The organism is Agromyces aerolatus (assembly GCF_031432255.1).
In the GTDB taxonomy this organism is placed as follows: Bacteria; Actinomycetota; Actinomycetes; order Actinomycetales; family Microbacteriaceae; genus Agromyces.
In genome coordinates, this window is sequence record NZ_JAVKGQ010000005.1 from 122,657 (window position 1) to 143,639 (window position 20,983).

The 20,983-nt window shown below is 71.0% G+C and carries 19 protein-coding genes; 6 read left to right on the plus strand and 13 right to left on the minus strand.

The genetic code is table 11. The features are described from left to right. Positions 1-129: 129 nt before the first annotated feature. Together RH864_RS08735 and glgB are read left to right on the plus strand one after the other, a co-directional pair. Positions 130-2,187 (plus strand): maltotransferase domain-containing protein, encoded by a 2,058-nt coding sequence (locus RH864_RS08735; RefSeq protein ID WP_310517152.1) that lies wholly within the window; start codon positions 130-132, stop codon positions 2,185-2,187. Then, positions 2,180-4,381 (plus strand): 1,4-alpha-glucan branching protein GlgB, encoded by a 2,202-nt coding sequence (gene glgB / locus RH864_RS08740; RefSeq protein ID WP_310517153.1) that lies wholly within the window; start codon positions 2,180-2,182, stop codon positions 4,379-4,381. Before RH864_RS08735 ends, glgB begins: the two co-directional genes overlap by 8 nt. Positions 4,382-4,516: 135 nt before the next feature. On the opposite strand, the gene RH864_RS08745 is transcribed toward glgB, so the two are convergent. Further along, entirely contained in the window at positions 4,517-5,449 is a 933-nt protein-coding gene (locus RH864_RS08745; protein ID WP_310517154.1) for a tetratricopeptide repeat protein, read from the minus strand. Continuing rightward, a complete protein-coding gene (locus RH864_RS08750; RefSeq protein ID WP_310517155.1) occupies positions 5,446-7,491 on the minus strand; it encodes a hypothetical protein in 2,046 nt (681 codons plus the stop codon). Before RH864_RS08750 ends, RH864_RS08745 begins: the two co-directional genes overlap by 4 nt. A 219-nt stretch (positions 7,492-7,710) precedes the next feature. Here RH864_RS08750 and RH864_RS08755 point away from each other — a divergent pair, with 219 nt between their 5' ends. Both RH864_RS08755 and RH864_RS08760 read left to right on the plus strand, forming a co-directional pair. Next, positions 7,711-9,327, plus strand: coding sequence for a DivIVA domain-containing protein (locus RH864_RS08755; RefSeq protein WP_310517156.1), 1,617 nt, complete (start codon positions 7,711-7,713; stop codon positions 9,325-9,327). A 15-nt stretch (positions 9,328-9,342) separates the two neighbouring features. Then, positions 9,343-10,410, plus strand: coding sequence for an AI-2E family transporter (locus tag RH864_RS08760; RefSeq protein WP_310517157.1), 1,068 nt, complete (start codon positions 9,343-9,345; stop codon positions 10,408-10,410). A gap of 15 nt (positions 10,411-10,425) precedes the next feature. Here the strand turns inward: RH864_RS08760 and RH864_RS08765 are convergent, their stop codons facing one another. From RH864_RS08765 to rpsB, 9 genes are all read right to left on the minus strand, one after another. Continuing rightward, positions 10,426-11,157, minus strand: coding sequence for an alpha/beta hydrolase (locus RH864_RS08765; RefSeq protein WP_310517158.1), 732 nt, complete (start codon positions 11,155-11,157; stop codon positions 10,426-10,428). Further along, positions 11,154-11,462, minus strand: a complete 309-nt coding sequence (locus RH864_RS08770; protein WP_310517159.1) for a hypothetical protein — start codon at positions 11,460-11,462, stop codon at positions 11,154-11,156. Before RH864_RS08770 ends, RH864_RS08765 begins: the two co-directional genes overlap by 4 nt. A 38-nt stretch (positions 11,463-11,500) precedes the next feature. Beyond that, complete coding sequence (locus RH864_RS08775) at positions 11,501-12,205, minus strand: aggregation-promoting factor C-terminal-like domain-containing protein (RefSeq protein ID WP_310517160.1); 705 nt, start codon at positions 12,203-12,205, stop codon at positions 11,501-11,503. Between the two features lie 53 nt (positions 12,206-12,258). Next, a complete protein-coding gene (locus RH864_RS08780; RefSeq protein ID WP_310517161.1) occupies positions 12,259-12,813 on the minus strand; it encodes a DivIVA domain-containing protein in 555 nt (184 codons plus the stop codon). Positions 12,814-12,827: 14 nt separating this feature from the next. Beyond that, positions 12,828-13,742 carry a phosphatidate cytidylyltransferase gene (locus RH864_RS08785; protein WP_310517162.1) on the minus strand — a complete coding sequence of 305 codons (915 nt, stop codon included), beginning with the start codon at positions 13,740-13,742 and terminating at the stop codon, positions 12,828-12,830. A 102-nt stretch (positions 13,743-13,844) separates the two neighbouring features. Beyond that, positions 13,845-14,399, minus strand: coding sequence for a ribosome recycling factor (gene frr, locus RH864_RS08790; protein ID WP_310517163.1), 555 nt, complete (start codon positions 14,397-14,399; stop codon positions 13,845-13,847). A 33-nt stretch (positions 14,400-14,432) separates the two neighbouring features. After that, on the minus strand, positions 14,433-15,164 hold the full coding sequence (gene pyrH / locus RH864_RS08795; RefSeq protein WP_310517164.1) for a UMP kinase: 732 nt from the start codon (positions 15,162-15,164) through the stop codon (positions 14,433-14,435). Between the two features lie 161 nt (positions 15,165-15,325). Further along, positions 15,326-16,156, minus strand: a complete 831-nt coding sequence (tsf, locus tag RH864_RS08800) for a translation elongation factor Ts (protein ID WP_310517165.1) — start codon at positions 16,154-16,156, stop codon at positions 15,326-15,328. Positions 16,157-16,199: 43 nt separating this feature from the next. Next, positions 16,200-17,186 carry a 30S ribosomal protein S2 gene (gene rpsB / locus RH864_RS08805; protein ID WP_310517166.1) on the minus strand — a complete coding sequence of 329 codons (987 nt, stop codon included), beginning with the start codon at positions 17,184-17,186 and terminating at the stop codon, positions 16,200-16,202. Between the two features lie 299 nt (positions 17,187-17,485). Here rpsB and RH864_RS08810 point away from each other — a divergent pair, with 299 nt between their 5' ends. Beyond that, positions 17,486-18,106, plus strand: a complete 621-nt coding sequence (locus RH864_RS08810) for a murein hydrolase activator EnvC family protein (protein ID WP_310517167.1) — start codon at positions 17,486-17,488, stop codon at positions 18,104-18,106. Between the two features lie 10 nt (positions 18,107-18,116). Here RH864_RS08810 and RH864_RS08815 read toward each other — a convergent pair whose 3' ends face one another. Next, positions 18,117-19,169, minus strand: coding sequence for a tyrosine recombinase XerC (locus RH864_RS08815; RefSeq protein WP_310517168.1), 1,053 nt, complete (start codon positions 19,167-19,169; stop codon positions 18,117-18,119). Further along, positions 19,169-20,089 (minus strand): metallophosphoesterase, encoded by a 921-nt coding sequence (locus RH864_RS08820; protein ID WP_310517169.1) that lies wholly within the window; start codon positions 20,087-20,089, stop codon positions 19,169-19,171. Before RH864_RS08820 ends, RH864_RS08815 begins: the two co-directional genes overlap by 1 nt. 186 nt (positions 20,090-20,275) lie before the next feature. On the opposite strand from RH864_RS08820, the gene RH864_RS08825 reads away from it, so the two are divergent. Continuing rightward, the gene (locus tag RH864_RS08825; RefSeq protein WP_310517170.1) at positions 20,276-20,956 is read left to right on the plus strand and encodes a hypothetical protein; all 681 of its coding nucleotides are present in this window, start codon (positions 20,276-20,278) and stop codon (positions 20,954-20,956) included. The last annotated feature ends 27 nt before the right edge of the window (positions 20,957-20,983 follow it).

The window sequence follows — 20,983 nt, forward strand, 5'->3', positions numbered from 1 at the left end:
ACACCCTATGCGGGCCGGGATGACGCTCAGGTGAACGTTCCCCGAGCGGCGACCCGCACACGCGCGACGCCCCGGCCGAGTCCGCGTCAACCCGTCCCGCACGGCCTGCCGAGGCGATACGGTCGACACGTGATCTCCCCCGACCCGCTCGTGCACCGCATCCCGGTGATCCAGCTGAGCCCGGCCGCACCCGATCCCAGATGGCGGCCGAAAGCCTACGAGGGCGAGGTCGTGCCGTTCCGCGCGACCGTGTTCCGCGAGGGGCACGACGTCGTGGGCGCGATGCTCTCGCTCGTCTCACCGTCCGGCGCGACGCAACGGCACCGCATGCGCGCGCTCGCGGCCGGGACCGACCGCTGGGAGGTCCTGGTCCAGGTCGACGAGCAGGGCACCTGGCGCTGGCGGGTCGAGGGGTTCGGCGACGAGGTCGCCACCTGGCGCCACGACGCCGCGCTCAAGATCGATGCCGGGGTCGACGTCGAGCTCATGTACGAGATCGGCGCGCGCCTGCTCGAACGCGCCGCGGCCGAGCGCACCCGTCCGGCCGCCGTCCGGAAGCGCCTCGGCACGCTCGCCGCCGACCTGCGCGCACCCGGCACGCCGCCCGCGGCCCGTCGTGCACTCGTCGACGACCCGGCCCTGCAGGAGTTCGACGCGCGTCCGCTCGCGAGCCTCGTGAGCAGCTCCGAGGAGCACGAGCTCCTCGTGGAGCGCCGGCGCGCGGGCGTCGGCAGCTGGTACGAGTTCTTCCCGCGCTCGGAGGGCGCGAAGCGCCTGAAGGACGGCACCTGGAAGAGCGGCACCTTCAAGACCGCCGCGAAGCGGCTCGACGGCGTCGCCGCCATGGGGTTCGACGTGCTGTACCTCCCGCCGATCCATCCGATCGGGGTCACGAACCGGAAGGGCCGGAACAACACGCTCGACCCCGCCCCCGGCGACCCCGGGTCGCCCTGGGCGATCGGCGGGCCGCTCGCCGACGGCTCCCCCGGCGGCCACGACGCGATCCACCCCGACCTCGGCACCCTCGCCGACTTCCGCGCGTTCGTGCGCCGCGCGAACGCGCTCGGCATCGAGGTCGCGCTCGACCTCGCGCTGCAGGCCTCGCCCGACCACCCATGGGTGACCGAGCATCCCGAATGGTTCACGGTGCTGCCCGACGGCACCATCCGCTACGCGGAGAACCCGCCCAAGAAGTACCAGGACATCTACCCGGTCAACTTCGACGACGACCCCGAAGGCATCTACGCCGAGGTGCTCAGGATCGTGCGGCACTGGATCGCGCAGGGCGTGCGCATCTTCCGCGTCGACAACCCGCACACGAAGCCGCTCGCGTTCTGGGAGCGACTCATCGGAGCCGTCAACGCCGAGGACCCCGACGTCGTGTTCCTCGCCGAGGCGTTCACCCGGCCGGCCATGCTGCGCTCGCTCGCGGCCGCGGGCTTCCAGCAGTCGTACACGTACTTCACCTGGCGGAACACGAAGGAGGAGCTCGAGGAGTTCCTCACCTCGCTCGCCGAGGAGACCGCCGACTATCTGCGGCCGAACCTGTTCGTGAACACGCCCGACATCCTCACCGAGTACCTGCAGTTCGGCGGCCCGGCGGCGTTCACGGTGCGCGCGACGATCGCGGCGACCGCGGCGCCGACCTGGGGCGTGTACTCGGGGTTCGAGCTGTTCGAGTCCGTGGCCCGCCCCGGCGCCGAGGAGGCCATCGACAACGAGAAGTACGAGGTCAAGCCCCGCGACTTCGACCTCGCCGAACGCGAGGGCCGGTCGCTCGCGCTCTACCTCGGCATCCTGAACCGCATCAGGGCGGAGCATCCGGCCCTGCAGCAGCTGCGCAACCTGCGCGTGCACCGCACCGACGACGACCAGGTGCTCGCCTTCTCGAAGCACCTCGACGCGCGCTTCACGGGGACCGGCGTCGACGACACGATCGTCGTGGTCGCGAACGTCGACCCGCATTCGGTGCGCGAGACGACCGTGCATCTCGACCTCACTCAGCTCGGTCTCGAGCCGGGCAGCACGTTCACCGTCGAGGACCTCGTCGACGGCGAGCGCTGGGAGTGGGGCGCCGCGAACTACGTCAGGCTCGACGCCTTCACGCGGCCCGCGCACGTGCTGCACATCGTCCGGCCGCCGCGGGCGACCGCGCAACCACCGAAGCATCGGAGACCGCATGCCTGACCCCAACGCCGGTCCGGCGGTCGCCGACGACCTGCTCGCCCGGGTCGCCGAAGGGCGCGTCTCCGACCCGCACGCGGTGCTCGGCCAGCACGGATTCGACCTCCCCGGCGAGGCCGGACCGCACACCGTCATCCGCGCGCGGCGACCGCTCGCGGACTCGGTCGAGGCCGTGCTCGACGACGGCCGGCACGTTCGGCTGCACCACCTCGGTCACGGCATCTGGGCCGGCAGCGGAGACTTCGGGCCCACCGGGTACCGGCTGCTCGCGCGGTACGCCGACGGCGGCGAATGGCTGAGCGACGATCCCTACCGGTTCGCCCCGACGATCGGCGAGCTCGACCTGCACCTCATCCAGGAGGGCCGGCACGAAGAACTGTGGAACGCACTCGGCGCGCACCACCGCGAGCACTGGGGGCTCGGCGGCCAGGTCAGCGGCACCGCGTTCACCGTCTGGGCACCGCGCGCCCGCGCCGTGCGCGTCGTCGGCGACTTCAACCGCTGGGACGGTCAGGGCCACGCCATGCGCAGCATGGGCGGAAGCGGCGTGTGGGAGCTGTTCGTGCCCGGGCTCGAACCCGGTGCGACCTACAAGTTCGAGCTGCTCACCCGGCGCGGCGACTGGATCATGAAGGCCGACCCCATGGCCAGACAGGCCGAGGTCTCGCCCGCGACCGCCTCGGTCGTCTCCGAGAGCCACCACGAGTGGGCGGACGCCGAATGGATGTCCCGCCGCGCCACGACGAACCTGCACGAGCGCCCGATGAGCATCTACGAGCTGCACCTCGGCTCGTGGCGGCCGGGCCGCGGGTACCGCGACGTCGCCGACGAGCTCATCGAGTACGTCCAGTGGCTCGGCTACACGCATGTCGAGTTCATGCCCCTCGCGGAGCATCCGTTCGGGGGCTCGTGGGGCTATCAGGTGACCGGCTACTATGCCGCGACCAGCCGATTCGGCACGCCAGACGACCTGCGGTACCTCATCGACCGGCTGCATCAGGCGGACATCGGCGTGATCATGGACTGGGTTCCCGGACACTTCCCGAAGGACGACTGGGCGCTCGCCAGGTTCGACGGCGAAGCGCTCTACGAGCACCCCGATCCGCGCCGCGGCGAGCAGAAGGACTGGGGCACCTACGTCTTCGACTACGGCAATCCCCGCGTGCGGAACTTCCTCGTCGCGAACGCCCTGTTCTGGCTCGAGGAGTTCCACGTCGACGGGCTCCGCGTCGACGCCGTCGCCTCGATGCTCTACCTCGACTACTCGCGCAACGAGGGAGAGTGGGCGCCGAACATCCACGGCGGCCGTGAACACCTCGAGGCGATCGGCTTCCTGCAGGAGGCGACCGCGACGGCGTACAAGCGCAGCCCCGGCATCGTCATGATCGCCGAGGAGTCGACCAGCTGGCCCGGCGTGACGGGCCCCACGAGCACGGGCGGGCTCGGCTTCGGCTACAAGTGGAACATGGGGTGGATGCACGACACCCTGCAGTACATGGCGAAGGACCCCATGTACCGGGCCCACCACCACCACGACCTGACGTTCTCGTTCCTGTACGCGTTCAGCGAGCACTTCATCCTGCCGATCAGCCACGACGAGGTCGTGCACGGCAAGGGCTCGCTCGTGCGCAAGATGCCCGGCGACCACTGGCAGCAGCTCGCCAACACGCGTGCCTACCTCGCGTACATGTGGGCGCACCCCGGCAAGCAGCTGCTGTTCATGGGCCAGGAGTTCGGGCAGCTGTCGGAGTGGAGCGAGGAACGCGGGCTCGACTGGTGGATCCTCGGCCAGCCGTCCCACCATCAGCTCGCGGAGTTCGTGGGCGCACTGAACCGGACCTATCGGGACCTCCCGTCGCTGTGGCAGCTCGACGACGACTCCGACGGCTTCGAGTGGGTCGAGGGCGGCGCGGCCGCGGAGAACGTGATCGCGTTCCTCCGCTACGACCGCGAGCGCACGCCGCTGCTGTGCATCGTGAACTTCGCCGGGATGCCGCACGAGGGCTTCCGGCTCGGCCTTCCGGCCGCGGGCCGGTGGACCGAGGTGCTCAACTCCGACGCGGTCGAGTACGGCGGGTCCGGTGTCGGCAACCTCGGTGCGGTCGAGGCGACGGATGTCCCGTGGGCCGGCCGGCCGGCGTCGGCGACGTTCACACTGCCCCCGCTGGGTGCGGTGTGGTTCCGCTACACCCCGTAGGTCGAGCGCCGGATCGAGTAGCGGAGCGTATCGAGATATGAGAGCGCCAGCGCGCCGTTGGTCGAGTAGGGAGCGCCAGCGAGCGTATCGAGACCCGGCGCCTGGTCTCGATACGCTGCGCTACTCGACCCGCGGTCAGTAGAGCAGGTTGGCCAGACGGCGCCGCGCCGCGGCGACGCGGGGGTCGTCGGTGCCGACGACCTCGAACAGCTCGATGAGCCGTTCACGGACCGCGCTCTTGCCGTCGGCGTCGAGCGTCGGGAACAGGTCGAGGAGACGGGTGAACGCGTCATCGACGTGCCCGCCCGACAGGTCGAGATCCGCGACGTCGAGCTGCGCCTCGAGGCTCCCGGGATCGGCCGCTGCCGCGTTGCGGATCTCGTCGAGCGACTTGCCCTGCAGCCGGCCGAGGAGATTGGCCTGCGCGAGGCCCGCGACCGCGAGCGCGTCGCGTGGATCCTGCGCGATCGCCGTGCGATAGGCCGCGGCGGCTGCGGTGTAGTCGCCCTGCGAGATCGCGTCGTACGCCTCCTGGTGCAGGGGCGGAAGCGGCGCCTCGGCGGGCTCCTGCGACGCGTCGGGGTCTCCCGGCTCTCCTGCCTCGACCGTGCCCGTGACGCCGTGCTGTTCCGCGAGCTGGAGCAGCTGGTCGAACACCTGCCCGATCACGTCGTCGGGCTGCACGCCCTGGAACAGCGGCACCGGCTGCCCGGCCACGAGCGCGACGACCGTGGGCACGGACTGCGCCTGCAGGGCCTGGACGAGCTGCGGGCTGCGGTCGGCGTCGGCCGTGGCGAGGACGAGGCGCCCGGCGCGGGCCCGCACCAGCCGCTCGAGGCTGTCGACGACCTGGGCGGACTGCTCGCTCCAGCTCGCCCACAGCACGATCACGACCGGGACGGTGCGCGAGAGCTCGAGGGTCTGGGCGAACGCCTGGTCGTCGGTCGGGAAGACGAGCGCGTCGCCCGCGGCGGCGGCCTGGTCCGCGCCGGGCGCCGGGCTCTGCACGAGGGACGACAGGTCGACCGCACCGCGCAGACCTGCCGACGGCGGGATGGGATTCGTCACGGGACCTCCGATGCTCCGATCAAGCTTTCCGACCAGCCGAGGACGCGGATCTTCTCGTCCGAGCCGACCGCCGGCACGTAGAACAGCACCTGGATGCCGATCTCGCGTTGCACGCCCTTGGCGCTCTTGCCGGTGAATCCGCTCAGCGCACCGCCGGGCTGGCCATCGCCGAATCCGAGCGTACCGCCATCGTTGGGGGTCACGGTCTCGGTCTGGCTGAGCGAGACCGAGATCATCGCGCCAGAGTCGTTCGTCGCGAGCGCGATCGGCGGGCTGTCGCCCGCCTGCGTGGCGTACGCCGCGTCGGCGGTCGGGGGCAGCGTCTCGTTGGTCGCGTTCTGACCCTCGGGGCCGAGCTGCTGCAACAGCACGTCGCCCTCGGTCTCGAAGAGCTCCGCGTACTGCGATTCGGCGCCGTGCGTGAGCACATCGGCGTAGGCGGCCGCGACCTGGTCGGGAGCGAGGACGAGCAGCTTGGACTGCGGCGAGACGAGCGGGGCGCCGATCGAGGCGGGCGCGACCTCGGGCGGGTCGGCATCGGGGACGAGCGACATCGCGTAGAGGATCTTGAAGTTGTCCCGCGGCGACTGCTGCACGAGCACGAGCGACGACGGCGCGACGGTGGGGTCGTCGCCGTTCTTCACGATCGTCAGCACCGTGCGGGGCCAGATCCCCGCCTTGGACTGCTGCGGCAGGGTGATCTCGAGCGGTGCCGCGGGAATGGCGGTCGATGCCGGGTGGTCGGGCAGGACCCCGCGGATCGCGTAGTTCGCCTCACGGGCGGCCAGCGCCGGACCGGCGAAGCGCTCGGCCGCGAGCCCGGGATCACGCGCCTCGTCGGCGGCGGCCGCCGAGTCCGACAGCTTCCGCATGATGAGCTCCATCTGCGGAACCGTCACCGCGGGCTCGACTTCTTCGGCGGCCTCGGCCTCGGTGGCCTCGGCCTCGTCGTCGGGCGTCGCCGTGACGGGCGCCGTCGCCGGCGCACTCGTCTCGGGCGCCTGCTCGAGACTCGGCCAGTACTCGGCCGAGCACGCCGTGAGGCCCAGCGCGGGCACGAGCACCAGGCCGGCGATGAGGGCTCGCTTGCCGGTCGATCGCGACTGACCGGCCGCGCTCGGCCCATCAGCAGCGGTGCTCGGCTCACCGGCGTTGCTCGGCCCATCAGCGGTGCTCGACTCGCCGGTCGCGCTCGGTGTGGCGGCCGTGCTCGGCTGAGGCGCGGGCTGGGCGTCCTCCGCGGGCCCCGGCTGTGCGATCTGCGTGCGCCGCGAACGGCGCGGGCCACCCTTCGGCAGGTTGCGGCGCGGCCCACGTGAGCGGCGGTGGCTGACGATCCCGGAGATCATCAGCGCGAGGCCGGCGAGGAACGCGATCGCGCCACCGGTGAGCAGCGGACCGACCCACGGGGTCGAGTTGTCGAGCGGCCAGGCGATCGCGATCTCGTCGGGGACCGCGTCGGAGGTTCCCGACGCCACGAGCACCGAGACTCCGGCCGGGACGTCGATCGTCGTGGTGAGCGGGCCGTCTTCGCTGAGCTCGTCCAGCCAGAGGTCGGATCCGGCCGGCGACACGGGAGCGGAATCGGCCGCGTCGGCGGGTGCCTGCTCGCCCTCGGGGACTGCGTCTTCCACGGGGGCCTCGCCTGCTGGGGCCTCGGTCGCGGGTGCGCGGTCGTCGGTGCCGGACGCATCGCCCGTCGTCTGCTCGTCGGCGGGGTCGACCACGCGGCTCACCAGCTCGCCCGCCTCGGCGTCGTAGTCGACCTCGGCGTACTGGTCATCGCCGATCCAGGCGAGGATGTCGGAAGTCCGGCCGTAGGCCAGGAAGACCGAGCCGTCGCCCTCGATCGTGAGCGTCTGCTTGCCCGGGTTCGCTGCCAGCGCCTCGGGGTCGATCACGAGGTAGTCGGCGTCGCCGGTCTCGGCGGTCACCTGGAGCGCGACGCGATCCGGTTCGAGGAACACGGTGCGCTGAGCGATGCCGAGCGCGATCATCACGGCCGCGGCGGCGAACGCCACGATGGCGAGGACGAACCGCAAAAGCACCTCCACTGCCGCTGACGCGGCCTCGAACACAAGACATTCCAGACTATCCGGCGTATCTGGGAGCGTCCCGAAACACTCCTTGGAAACGTATACGAACGCACGGTTCAGGGCGAGTCCTCTCAGCCGGACCGCCGTGATGCCGGGCGGATCCGAGCCGTACAATGGACGAATCCGCCAGGCCGCCCCGAGCCGCGGATGCGATCTGGAGGAAGCATGGCCGCCGAAGATGCCGAGTTCACCCAGGTGTTCCGCGGGTACGACAAGGACGAGGTCGAGCGCGCGCTGAACACCCTGCGCCGCGACGTCATCACGGCCAACACGCAGAGCGCCGAGCTCGGCAAGGAGAACAAGCGTCTTCTCGCCCGGATCGACGAGCTGACCGCCGAGCTCGAAGAGGTCGGCAGCCCGACCTTCTCGGGGCTCGGCACGAAGCTCGAGAACACCCTCCGCGTCGCCGAGGAGCAGTCCACGCGACTCATCGCGCAGGCCGACATCGACGCCGAGCACCTGCGCCGCACGGCCGAGGACGAGGCTCACCTGCTCCGCAGCGATGCCCAGGACTTCTCGGAGACGACCATCCGCGAGGCCCGTGCCCAGGCAGCCAGGACGCTCGAGAACGCCCGGGCCGAGGCCGACGACATGGTGGCGCGCGCCCAGGAGACGAGTGAGCAGCTGCGCCAGGACGCCGCCCGCGACGCCGCTGCGCTGCGCGCCGCCGCGTCGACCGAGTCCGCGGAGCTCACCAGCGGCGCGAACCGACAGGCCGCGGCCACGCTCGCAGACGCCGAGCGCCGGGCCGGCGAGATGCTCGCCGAGGCCAACGCCGAGGCCAACGACGCACGCACCACGGCAGCGGGCCTCCAGGAGGAGACCGAGCAGACCAGGGCCGAGGTCGCCGTCGAGCTCGACCAGGCCCGGGCCGAGCTCGCGCGCGAGATCGCGCAGGCGCGCGTCGACCTCGCCAAGGAGACCGAACAGGCCCGCCTCGACCTCGCCCGTGAGAGCGCCGAGGCCCGAGCCGCGATCGAAGCCGAGATCGAGGAGCGCCGCACGAACCTCGAACAGGAGCTCGAGCAGGCGCGCACCGACCTCGAGCGCGAGCTCGCGGCCGGACGCGCCCGGCTCGTCGACGAGCGCGAGCAGACCCGGGTCGACCTCGAGCGTGAACACGAGAACGCGAAGCTCAAGCTCACCCACGAGCTGGAGCGGGTCCGCGCGAAGCACGACGCCGACCTCGACCAGGTCCGCGCCGATCTCGCGCTCGAGCACGAGCAGGCTCGCGCCGACTTCGAGGCGGAGGCCGAGCAGGCGCGCATCGACCTCGACAACCAGCTCACGGGCATGCGGAAGAAGACCACGCACGAGGTCAATCGCATGCGACGAGAGATCGAACAGGCACGCATCGACCTCGACGCCGAGCTCGCCACCCGTCGCGACGAAGCCGAGCAGGAGCTGCTCGCGCGCCATCGTGAGGCGGCCGAGAAGACCAAGGGCTTCCTCGACGAGGCCAACGCCGAGCTCGCCGAGGCGGTGGCGCGCACGTCCGAGGCCCGGGCCGAGACGGAGCGGCTCGAAGCGCACCTGCGCACCGAGATCGCCGAGCTGCGCGACCGCGCCGACGAAGAGGCCCGCGAGCGCGTTGCCGAGGCGCACGCGCAGGCGCGCAAGCTCATCGCGGACGCCGACGAGCGGACGCGTGCGCTCGTCGCCGACGCAGAGGAGCGACTCTCGCAGATCCGGATCGAACGCGACGCGGTCGCCGGGTACTTCGAGGGGCTCCGCGGCGTGCTGACCCAGGCCGAGCAGGCCACCGGCGAGCTCCGCAGGTAGCGCGGACGGCCACGGGTGAAGATCCAGAACGCCTTCCGGCTCGGGCTGGTCGCGACGCTCGGCGTGGGCGTCGGCGTGCTCATCCTCTACTCGGTCGCGAGCCTGTCGACCATCATCACGTACGTCGGTGCGGCGCTCTTCCTCGCGCTCGGCCTGGAACCCGCGGTCGTCTGGCTCGAACGTCGGCGTCTCCCGCGGTGGGCGGCGATCCTCATCGTCATCGCCGGCGTCGCAGCCGTCGCCGCCGCGCTCGTGCTGGCCGTGGTGCCGATCATCGTCGACCAGGTTGGCCAGCTGGTCGAGGAGCTGCCGGGCATCTTCACCCGCTTCAGCAGCACCGCCGACTGGCTCGACCTCCTGCAGGAGCAGTTCCCCTCGCTCGACGTGCGCACCGTCTACGAGTACGTCTCCGGCGCGATCGTCGAGTTCGTCTCGAACCCCGACAAGGTGAGCGAGCTCGCGGGCGGGGTGTGGCAGGTCGCGCTCGCGATCGGCGGCGGGCTCTTCGCGGTCGTCGTGGTCGTGATCCTCACGCTGTACTTCACCGCCTCGTTGAACGCCATGAAGCGGGGCGTGTACCAGCTCGTGCCCGCGTCCCGCCGGGCACGGTTCGCCGACCTCACCGAGCAGATCACGGAGTCGGTCGGCCGGTACGTCATCGGGCAAGCGTCGCTCGCCGCGATCAACGGCATCCTGAGCTTCATCTTCCTCTCCGCGATCCGGGCGCCGTTCCCGGCGGTGCTGGCGTTCCTGGCGTTCGTGCTGTCGCTGATCCCGCTCGTCGGTACCCTGACCGGCTCGGTGATCATCGTGCTGGTCTGCCTGCTGCCCGGCCTCGGCTCACCGCTCACCGCCCTCGTCGCGGCGATCTACTACCTGATCTACATGCAGGTCGAGGCATACGTGCTCTCGCCGCGCATCATGAACCGTGCCGTCAAGGTCCCGGGTGCGCTCGTGGTCGTCGCCGCTCTGGCCGGAGGCTCACTGCTCGGCATCCTGGGCGCGCTCATCGCCATCCCGGTGGCGGCGTCGATCCTGCTGATCATCAAGCAGGTCGTGATCCCGCGCCAGAACGAGCGCTGACGCGAGGAGCGGCCCTCAGCCGGCCGGCCACCGCGTCGGCAGCGGCAGCGCCTCGGGCGCGACCGCCGCGACGATCTCATCGAGCACGCGCCGAGTCTGCTGCTCCCCCACCCACAGATGCTTCGCACCCTCGACGGGCACGACGCGGATGTGCGGGACGGCACCGAAGCGCTCGACGGCCTCGCGAGGCTGCAGGAAGTTGTCGTGCTCGGGGATCAGGGCGATCACCGGGACGTGGACGTCGTTCCACCGGGCGAGCTCCTCGTCGGAGGTGCGACGCAGCGGCGGCGAGAGCAGGATCACGCCCTCGATGTCGTGCTCGAGCCCGTGCTTCAGCGCCAGCTCGGTGCCGAACGACCAGCCGACGAGCCAGGGCCTCGGCAGGCCCCGTTCCCGCACGAAGGACATCGCCGCCGAGACATCCGCCCGCTCGCTCACGCCGTCGCCGAACTCGCCCTCGCTCGTCCCCCGCGGGGACGTCGTACCGCGCGTGTTGAAGCGGAGCACCGCGAGTCCGGCGAGCGCAGGAAGCCGAGCCGACGCCTTCCGGAGGATGTGGGAGTCCATGAAGCCGCCCGCGGTCGGCAGGGGGTGCAACGTCACCAGCGTCGCGACCGGCGCCCGATCGGCCGGGGTCGCGAGCTCGCCGACGAGCGTGAGGCCGTCCTGCGTGCGGAGCTCGATGTCCTCGCGCACGGCAGGAAGCTCGACGCTGGAGCGGATCTCGATCTGATCGGTGGCGGTCACGGGGTCCCCATTCTCCAACAGTGCGTGTGCCAGTGGCGCCGGCCGGCGAGGTCGGCGGCGTCGCCGAGCACGCCGTCGGCCCGCCACGCGACGAGGTGTGCCGTGCCGGGCGTGACGTCCTGCCCGCAACCGGGACACACGTAGGCCTTCAGTGCGCTGCGCTCACTCACCGGCTGCACGTTCCATTCGCGACCCGCCCTGACCTCGGTCCGGCGCCAGCCCGCTGTCAGCCGCTCGACGTCGAGCTCGGGATGCCCCGCGCGTGCCTTCGCCGCGCGGCCGCGCGCTCGGTTCGACGGTGCCATCGTGCCAGTCTACGATCGGCACGCCCGCGGGACGACGCTCAATACCAGCCGGAGGCCTGCGACTTCGCCCACGCGCCGCACGGTGTTCCGTAGCGGCCCTGGATGTAGCCGAGCCCCCACTCGATCTGCGTCGCCGCGTTGGTCTCCCAGTCGGCTCCGGCCGAGGCCATCTTCGAGCCCGGCAGCGACTGCGGGATGCCGTAGGCGCCGCTGGACGCATTGTGCGCGTTCACCCGCCAGCCCGACTCCTTCGCCCAGAGCGCGTAGAGGCAGTCGTACTCCTCGGCGCCCCAGCCGCGCGCGGCGACCGCGCCCGCGGCGTACGCCTGGGCCGATCCGGGGTCCGGGGTGATGGCGGGCGGCGCCCAGCCGGAGCCCGACGACGTGGATCCCGGTTCGGGCTTCGGTGGCGGCGGCGGCTCCGGGGGCTTCTCGAGCACGTGGTAGTCCTCGCGCGCGACCGACATCTCGAAGTCGCTCGACACGTCGACGTTCTGGGCGGGAGCGCCGCCGAAGCGATCGCCGGGTTGCGCGTACTCGGACGACGCGGTCGCGACCATCGAGGGGTCGGCGATGTTCACGAGCAGGAAGCTGAAGGCCGCGCTGAACGCGAACCCGAACGTGAGGGCCTGCTTCACGCGGCCTGCGCGGCGAACCGACGTCTGCGGCTGCGGTCGGGCGGGAACGGGCTGATGGTCGATCTGCTGCACGCGCTGCGCCGACGAATCCGAATGCCTACCCACGATGATCCGAGTGTAGCGGAGGGTGCTCCCCCGGGTCGAACGAACCGCGGCGGTCAGCGCACCGCGAGCATGACGTCGACCACGGCGTCGAGCACGAGATCGACCTGCGCCTCGCGGTACCCGCCGCGCTGCGCCCGGAACGTCACCGTCCGCACGTCGTCGACGCTGATGGGCCAGCCGTCGCTGAAGTACCGCGAGAGCCGCTCGGCGAACTTGTCGACCTCTTTGACGTGGTAGCCGAGCACGAGCGGGCTCACGCGGTCGAAGCGCTGCGCCGCCGGCCGGGCAAGGCGGTTGGACACGACCTGCGCCGTCGTGCGCGCCTCGCTGAGCCACGCCTCATCGCCGCGCAGGCGCGCGGCGATCTGCCGCTCCTTCGCGGCGAACGCGTCTTCGAGCCGCTCGAGCGCGGCGTCCACATGCGCGGTCGAGTAGCCGCCCTTCTGCATGGCGAACGCCGTCAGCCTGATGCGTTCGGCCGTCACCGGCGGGTCGTCCGCCGCGGGCTTGCCGTCGTAGGCTCGCCTCGCGACCTGGAGGAAGGCCTCGACCTGGGCGGTGTTGTAGCCGGGCTGGGGCTTGCGCGCACGGGGGAAGGTGGAATCCACCGATCCAGTATCGCTCACGCGCCGCCGAACACGCTGAAGGCCACGTACGCGACCGCCGCCGACGGCAGGATCGAGTCGAGGCGATCGAGGAAGCCGCCGTGCCCGGGAAGCCACGAGCTCATGTCCTTGATGCCGAGATCGCGTTTGATGAGCGACTCGGCGAGGTCGCCCAGCGTCGCACTCAGCAGGATGGCCGCACCGAAGATCAGCCCGAACCACCACGGCACGCCGAGCATGAAGAGGGCGAGCAGGACGCCGGCGGCGAGGCTCGCCCCGGTCGCGCCCGCGAAGCCCTCCCAGGTCTTCTTCGGGCTGATCACCGGTGCCATCGGATGCTTCCCGAACATGAGCCCGAACGCGTACGCGCCCGTGTCTGCCGCGACCGCGGTGATGATGAACGCGAGCGTCCACCACTCACCGCCGTCGGCGGCGGTCAGCACGACGGCGAACGTCGCGAGCAGCGTGACGTAGCCCTGCACGAAGGCGCTCGCGCCGAGGTCGCGCAGGAGCGATCGGCTGCCGTGACGCGCGGCCGGAACCGCGAGCTCCGCGACGAGACGCCACACCCACACGACCACGATGCCGCCGAGCACGGCCAGCAGCTGGCCACCCGCGCCGAGGTAGTACGAGATCGGCACGGCCGCGACCGCCACCACGACGGTCGGCACGATCGGGACGACGATGCCGCCCTTCCTGAGCGCCTGCACGAGCTCGATGCTCGCGAAAGCGACCAGCACGACCACGAAGACCATGAAGAGCTCTTTGAGCACGAGCAGGCTCAACAGGAGCACGGCACCCGCCGCGACGCCGATCAGGATCGCGAGGATCAGGTTGCGCCCGGTGCGCGCCTTGATCTTCTCCTGCGCCTGGTCGAACTGGGCCTTGCCCGCTTCGAACTGGCGCTCGAACTCGGCACGCCGGGCGTGCACCTGCGCACGGAACTCAGTTCGTGAGGATCGGTCCGGCCGGTCGGCGTCCGTCCGCTCTTCATCTGGGACGCCTTCCATTGCTCGCCCTCGTCTCAGCCGGCCTCAGACCTCGAGAAGCTCGGCTTCCTTCCGCTTCAGCGCGTCGTCGATCTGGTCCACGTGCGTCTTGGTGACCTGCTCGAGCTCCTTCTCGCCGCGTGCCACCTCGTCGTCGCCGACCTCGCCCTTGAGCGCGTCGAGGTCGTCCTTCGCCTTCCGGCGGATGTTGCGCACCGAGACGCGTGCGTCTTCAGCCTTCGACTTGACGAGCTTCACGAACTCCTTGCGGCGCTCCTCGGTGAGCTCGGGCAGCGTGACGCGGACGATGTTGCCGTCGTTCGTGGGGTTCGCACCCAGGTTCGGGGTGTCGCGGATCGCCTGCTCGATGTCCTTCAGCGCGCTCTTGTCGTACGGCGTGACCACGAGCGTGCGAGCCTCGGGGTTGTTCAGGGAGGCGAGCTGTGACAGCGGCGTCGGCGTGCCGTAGTAGCTCACCATGATCTTCTGGAAGAGCTGGGGGTTCGCCCGGCCGGTGCGAACGGTCGCGAAGTCCTCCTTGGCGACCTCGACGGCCTTCTGCATACGTGTGGTGGCGTCAGACAGTACATCCGCGATCACTGGGAGCTCCTTCGTTTCGCTGCTCGGGACAGTCTATCGACCGGCGACCGGGACGCCGTTCGCCACGACCGTGCCGAGATCGGAGCCCAGGATGGCGGCCGTGACGTTGCCCGCCGGCTCCATGCCGAACACCTGCATGGGCATGCCGTTGTCCATGCACAGGCTGAACGCCGTGGAGTCGACGACCTTGAGGCCGCGCTGGAGCGCCTCCTGGTAGCTGATGCGGTCGATCTTGTGCGCGTCGGGGTTCGTCCGCGGGTCGTCCGAGTACACGCCGTCGACCCCGTTCTTCGCCACGAGCACCACGTCGGCGCCGATCTCGAGCGCGCGCTGGGCCGCGACGGTGTCGGTCGAGAAGTACGGCAGGCCGGCGCCGGCGCCGAAGATGACGACGCGGCCCTTCTCGAGGTGCCGCTCGGCGCGACGCGGGATGTACGGCTCGGCGACCTGCATCATCGAGATCGCCGACTGCACGCGCGTCTCGGCCCCCGCCTGCTCGAGGAAGTCCTGCAGCGCGAGCGAGTTCATGACCGTGCCGAGCATGCCCATGTAGTCCGCGCGCCCCCGGTCCATGCCGCGCTGGCTGAGCTCGGCGCCCCGGAAGAAGTTGCCGCCGCCGACGACGATCGCGACCTCGACCGTGCGTGCCGCCTCGGCGATCTCACGCGCGATGGCCGAGACCACGTCGGGGTTCACGCCGAGCGCGCCCGCGCCGAACGCCTCCCCGGAGAGTTTGAGCATCACCCTGCGTCTACGTTCGGTCATGTGCGCCGTCCTTCCGTCCCGGATCAAAACTACTGCCCGGCCCCTGCAGGGTCGCCGTGCGACGCGAACGGATCTCGGGTCGAGACATCCGTCGCATACCATTCCCTCGCACAACAAGGGAGTCCGGATCGCGAACGATCCGGACTCCCTTGTGTGGCGTGCTACGCGCCGACCTTGAAGCGAGCGAAGTCGCTCACCGTGATCCCGGCATCGGCCAGGACCTTCTTGATCTGGAGCTTGTTGTCCTTGGCGTAGTCCTGCTCGAGCAGGGCGACCTGCTTGAAGTAGGCGCCGAGGCGACCCTCGACGATCTTCGGGAGCGCAGCCTCGGGCTTGCCCTCCTCGCGCGAGATCTGCTCGACGAGCGCACGCTCCTTCTCGACGAGCTCCGCCGGGACGTCCTCACGCGTGAGGTACTCGGGGTTCGCGAACGAGATGTGCTGCGCGACCGAACGTGCCGTGTCGGCGTCGGCGCCCGAGAACCCGAGCACCACGCCGACCTGCGGGGGCAGGTCCTTCGAGGTCTTGTGCAGGTAGATCGAGAACTGCTCGCCCTTCACGAGGCGGACGCGCCGGAGCTCGACCTTCTCGCCGAGAATCGCCGCCTCCTCGTCGATGACCTGCGCGACGGTCTTGCCGTCGGCGGGCGCGGCGAGGGCCGCCTCGACCGAGTCGGCGCGCGCGGCGGCGACGGCCGCGAGCACACGGTCGGCGAGCGCGACGAACTTGTCGCCCTTGGCGACGAAGTCGGTCTCGCATGCGAGCTCGAGCAGCGTGGCGGTGCCGTCGCCGTTGTCGACGGCGGCCACGAGACCCTCGGCCGTCGAGCGGTCGGCACGCTTCGCGTTGCCCTTCGCACCCTTCAGGCGGAGGATCTCGATCGCCTTGTCCATGTCGCCTTCGGCTTCGACGAGGGCGTTCTTGGTGTCGACCATGCCGGTGCCGAGGCGCTCGCGCAGGGTCTTGACGTCTTCGAGAGAGAAGTTGGCCATTGGTGAATCAGTCTCCTGGACTCGTGATCTGACGGATTCGGAATTACTTGGACGTCGGCTCGGCCTCGTCGGCCTTCTCGGCCTCGTCGGCCGCGACCTCGGCCTCGACGTTCGCCTCGGCGGCGGCAGCGCCGGCCTCGTCGGCCGCGGTCTCGGTGGAGGCCTCGGCGACCGCGTCGGCCGACACGACGTCGGCGATCTCGGCGACCTCTTCGGCCTCAGCCGTCGGGCCGTCGACCTTGGCGGTCTGCGGGGACTGCTGCTCGGGCTCCTTGGCCTGCAGGAGCTCCTGCTCCCACTCGGCCAGGGGCTCAGCGGCCTCTTCGCCCTCTTCGGGCTTCTGGTGGCGCTGGATGAGGCCCTCGGCGGCGGCGTCGGCGACGATGCGCGTGAGCAGGCTCACCGAACGGATGGCGTCGTCGTTGCCCGGGATCGGGTACTGCACCTCGTCGGGGTCGCAGTTCGTGTCGAGGATGCCGATGACGGGGATGCCGAGCTTCTTGGCCTCGTCGATCGCGAGGTGCTCCTTCTTGGTGTCCACGACCCAGAGCGCCGAGGGCGTCTTCGAGAGGTTGCGGATCCCGCCGAGCGACTTGTGCAGCTTGTCGAGCTCGCGCTTCTTGAGCAGCAGCTCTTTCTTCGTGAAGCCGCTCGTAGTGCCCTCGTAGTCGAGCTCCTCGAGCTCCTTCATGCGCGCGAGACGCTTGGAGACCGTCTGGAAGTTGGTGAGGAGGCCACCGAGCCAGCGCTGGTTCACGTAGGGCTGGCCGACGCGCGTCGCCTGCTCGGCGATGGACTCCTGGGCCTGCTTCTTCGTGCCGACGAAGAGGATGGTGCCGCCGTGGGCGACCGTCTCCTTGACGAAGTCGTACGCCTTGTCGATGTAGGCGAGCGACTGCTGCAGGTCGATGATGTAGATGCCGGAACGCTCGGTGAAGATGAACCGCTTCATCTTCGGGTTCCAACGGCGGGTCTGGTGCCCGAAGTGCACGCCGCTGTCGAGCAGCTGGCGAATGGTGACGACGGCCATGGCCGTGGCTCCTTCTGTAGGTTTCAGTTGTCGCTCCGGCCGGCGGCCGGGAGCCCTGGTGCCCGGCACGGCTCCGCCTCGGGTCGCAAGACCTGAAGACTGAATGGAGTCGGTGGCCGAATGGGCACGCGGAGTCACCTCGCAGGGCGAGGCGCAACGGACATGCTATCACGCGGGCGCGCCCTCCCCAGGCGGGTCCTGCCCAGGCGGGTCCTCCCCAGGCGGGCTCGGCCGGGCGAGCGTCCACGGATGCCACGCCGCGCCGCGGCATGAGGTCCGATGCGAGGCAGGCTGCCGGGATGGACCATGGTGGAAGCCCACGGACGCGAGGCTCCTCGACCGCCGGGCGGCTCGCACTCGTGCGCGTCCTGCTCGCGTGCGTCGGGCTCGTGTGCGCCGTGCTCGCGAGCGGCGCACCCGTGAGCGCCGTCCCCGCGAGCGTCGCGCGGGTGAGCGCCGTCCCCCTGAGCGCCGCGCCGGCGGACGGCGGTCACGGGCCGCGCGCAAGCTCGTGGATCTGGCCGGTCCCCCCACCGGTCCGAGTCATCGCCCCGTTCCGCGCCCCGTTGACGCCGTACTCCGAGGGGCATCGAGGGATCGATCTGGCCGTGGCACCCGGAGCGCAGGTCGTGGCGGCCGCCCCCGGAGTCGTGCGATTCGCCGGCTGGGTCGGCGACCGATACCTGGTCTCGATCGACCACGGCGACGGCGTCCTCAGCTCGATCGAGCCCGTCGAACCGAGCGTCGCGAAGGGCAATGCGGTCGCTCGGGGGGCTCCGCTGGGCCGGGTGGCCGCGGGCGGGCATTGCGCGGCGGCGTGTGCGCATTTCGGAGTCCGGGTGGATGACGAGTACGTGTCCCCGCTGCGCTTCCTCGGCGGCGTGCCGCGCGCGGTGCTCCTGCCGCTCGGCGAGCGGTGACGGCGTGCGGCTACGCGCGCGGATGCGCCGTGCGATAGGTCTGCTTGAGCCGCTCGGCGGACACGTGCGTGTAGATCTGCGTCGTGCCGAGACTCGCGTGACCGAGGAACTCCTGTACCGCCCTGAGGTCGGCGCCGCCATCGAGCAGGTGCGTCGCGGCGGTGTGCCGCAGTGCATGCGGCCCGCTCGGGCCGGTGCCCGGGATCTCGGCGAGCAGCCCGGCGACCAGCTGGTAGACGGATCGGACACCGAGCCGGCCGCCGCGAACGCCCACGAACGCGGCATGCGTCTCGGCGAGTGGCACGCCGTCGACCGCACGCGTTTCCGCACTCGGCCCGGCCGCGTTCCGGGCACGGGTTCCGGCCGCCTCGCCGGCGGCGGCGAGCAGGGCGGGCCGCGCACGGTCGAGATAGCGGTCGATCGCCCTCGCGGCCGGCGCCCCGTACGGGACGACCCGTTCGCGTGAGCCCTTGCCGATCACGCGCACCGTACGGCGCCCGCGATCGATCGAGCCGATATCGAGACCGACCAGCTCGGAGACGCGGAGGCCCGACGCGTAGAGCAGCTCGATGATCGCCGCATCGCGCGCCGCGATCGGCTCGCCCAGTTCGGCACGTGCCCCGAGCCGACCGAGCAGGTCCCCGACCGCCTCCTGGGTGAGCACGCGCGGCAACGTGCGCTGCGAGCGCGGCGCGCGCAGCCGGGCGGCGGGATCGGCCTGGAGCAGACCCCGCCGGGCCGCCCAGGCGCAGAACCCGCGGACCGAGGCCGCGCGACGCGCGATCGTGGCTCGCGCGAGCCCCTGCTCGGTCGCCGCCCAGAGCCAGTCGCGCAGTGCCGAGAGCTCGAGTTGGGAGAGCTCTGCGGCAGCGTCGCCGCCGGACGCGTGCGCGTCGCGCCGGATCTCGGCTTCGCTCGCACGTGCCCGGAGGAAGCGCTCGAGGTCGGCGAGATCGGATCGGTACCCCGCGACCGTGTTGGGCGAGTAGCCCCGCTCGGCCCGCACGTGGTCGAGGTAGTCCTCGACCGCGACGCTGAGCGGTGGAGCGGAGACGGCGCCCATCACTCGGGCTTTCGCGAGAACCGGTCGAGTCGGCCCGCGCGGTCGAGTCGCTCGAGCTCGGCGAGGAACGCTGTGCTGAGGTTCGACACGACCGGCGCGTCGGAGACCGGGACGACCGAGGTGGTCGCGCCGTCGTCGAACAGATGGACGAGCGAGAACGACCGGCCTCCGTCGATGCCGATCAGTTCGCGAGGGGGTGCCGAGAGGTCCATCGTGTAGGCCGTCGCCCCGGCCACGGCGACGGGAATCCCGGCGAACGTGCCGTTCGTCGGATAGTGCAGATGCCCGCCGAGGATCAGCCGGACGTCGGACCCGACGAGCGCCTCGGCGAGCAGGTCTTGACCCTGGAGCTCGAGGACGTCCATGACCGCGAGCGGGGTCGCGATCGGGGCGTGGTGCAGCGCGAGCAGGGTGCCGTGCGGTGCCGGTTCGGCGAGCGCGGCCCGAAGCCACCCGGCGGCGGCGGCGTCGACGGCCCCGTGATGCCAGCCGGGAACGGTCACGTCGAACGAGATGATCCGGAGCCCGTCGCGCTCGACCACCCGGTGCACGGGCTCGTCGCGGTCACCGGCCTCGTCGTAGAGCCCGGCCCGGAACGCGCCACGCTCGTCGTGGTTGCCCATGACCCAGACGAGTTCGGCGCCGCTGGACGCGGCCAGCGGCTCGAGCGCGGCGCGGGCCCGCACGTACGCGTCGGGCTCACCGAGGTCGGCGACGTCACCCGTGACGACGATCGCGTCGACGTTCGTGCCCATCCGCTCCAGCTGCCGCACGGCCTGCGCGAGCGCGGCGACCGTGTCAGCACGCCCCCCGAGGAACGCGCCTCCGGCCAGCAGATGGGTGTCGGACAGGTGCACGACCACGTGCCGCGCGGCCGGATACCGCCCGAGCCGATCCGATGAACTGGTTCGCTGATCCACGCCGCCAGCCTAGGACCGCCCGCCCACACCACCCCTCCCCCGCGCCGCCGAGGGGAGGGCCGCTCGATGCGCGCCGTGGTCGTTCATATATCCTGGCCGGCTAATACACCATGGCGCCTTGTCGGCTTTCGTTGCTCTGCAAACTCGCCGGTGCCATAATAGTTCTCAACTAGGAAGTTTTATGGCATGGCTGAACTCACCACCACCGAACTCGCCGAGCGGCTCGGCGTGACACGCCGGCGCGCGTTGGACCTCCTCGGTTCAGGTGCGGTTGGCGGTCGCCGTCTGGCGAACACGGCGTGGCTGGCCGACGCAGATTCAGTGACCAGGTACGAGATCGCGTCCCGGCGCGGGAGCGGGCGCGCCCTCGCTGCGGCGACCGCGTGGGCGGTTCTCTGGGAGCTATCGGGACTCGATGCCGAGTGGCTGCCGCAGCGGACGCGGGCACGCGTGCGCTCGCGGATCCGTCAGTCCGATGCCGCGGAGCTCGCCGTCGCGGTCTCGGCGCGCGCCCGCGCACACCGTTTTCGCGTCGCAAACTCCGCTCGCGCCGCAGAGGGGCTCATCGCCACGGGCCGCGCGGCGGCCTCCGTTCTCGCGACCGATCTGATGGAGGATGACCGGCTCGTGTCCGGGTACCTCAGGAGCGGCACCGTGGAGACGTACGCCGCGGCCCATTTCATGCTCGCCGACCACACTGGCCAGCACGTCGTCTATGAGAACACGCTTCCAATCGTCTATGACGCCCGTGCGATGCCCCCGGCGGTGATCGCCGCCGATCTCGCGACGAGCATCGACACGCGGGAACGCGCCGCCGGGGTCGAGGAGCTGGAGCGATTGAGGCGTGCGTGGCTGGCCGTGAACTGACCGTCGTCATGGGCGACGATGACCTCC

Coding starts and splice junctions, on each gene's coding strand:
- rpsB (WP_310517166.1), bottom strand. CDS start 17,186: ATGGCCGTCGTCACCATTCGCCAGCTGCTCGACAGCGGCGTGCACTTC.
- RH864_RS08755 (WP_310517156.1), top strand. CDS start 7,711: ATGGCCGCCGAAGATGCCGAGTTCACCCAGGTGTTCCGCGGGTACGAC.
- tsf (WP_310517165.1), bottom strand. CDS start 16,156: ATGGCCAACTTCTCTCTCGAAGACGTCAAGACCCTGCGCGAGCGCCTC.
- RH864_RS08815 (WP_310517168.1), bottom strand. CDS start 19,169: ATGGGCGCCGTCTCCGCTCCACCGCTCAGCGTCGCGGTCGAGGACTAC.
- glgB (WP_310517153.1), top strand. CDS start 2,180: ATGCCTGACCCCAACGCCGGTCCGGCGGTCGCCGACGACCTGCTCGCC.
- RH864_RS08825 (WP_310517170.1), top strand. CDS start 20,276: ATGGCTGAACTCACCACCACCGAACTCGCCGAGCGGCTCGGCGTGACA.
- RH864_RS08770 (WP_310517159.1), bottom strand. CDS start 11,462: ATGGCACCGTCGAACCGAGCGCGCGGCCGCGCGGCGAAGGCACGCGCG.
- RH864_RS08810 (WP_310517167.1), top strand. CDS start 17,486: ATGGACCATGGTGGAAGCCCACGGACGCGAGGCTCCTCGACCGCCGGG.
- pyrH (WP_310517164.1), bottom strand. CDS start 15,164: ATGACCGAACGTAGACGCAGGGTGATGCTCAAACTCTCCGGGGAGGCG.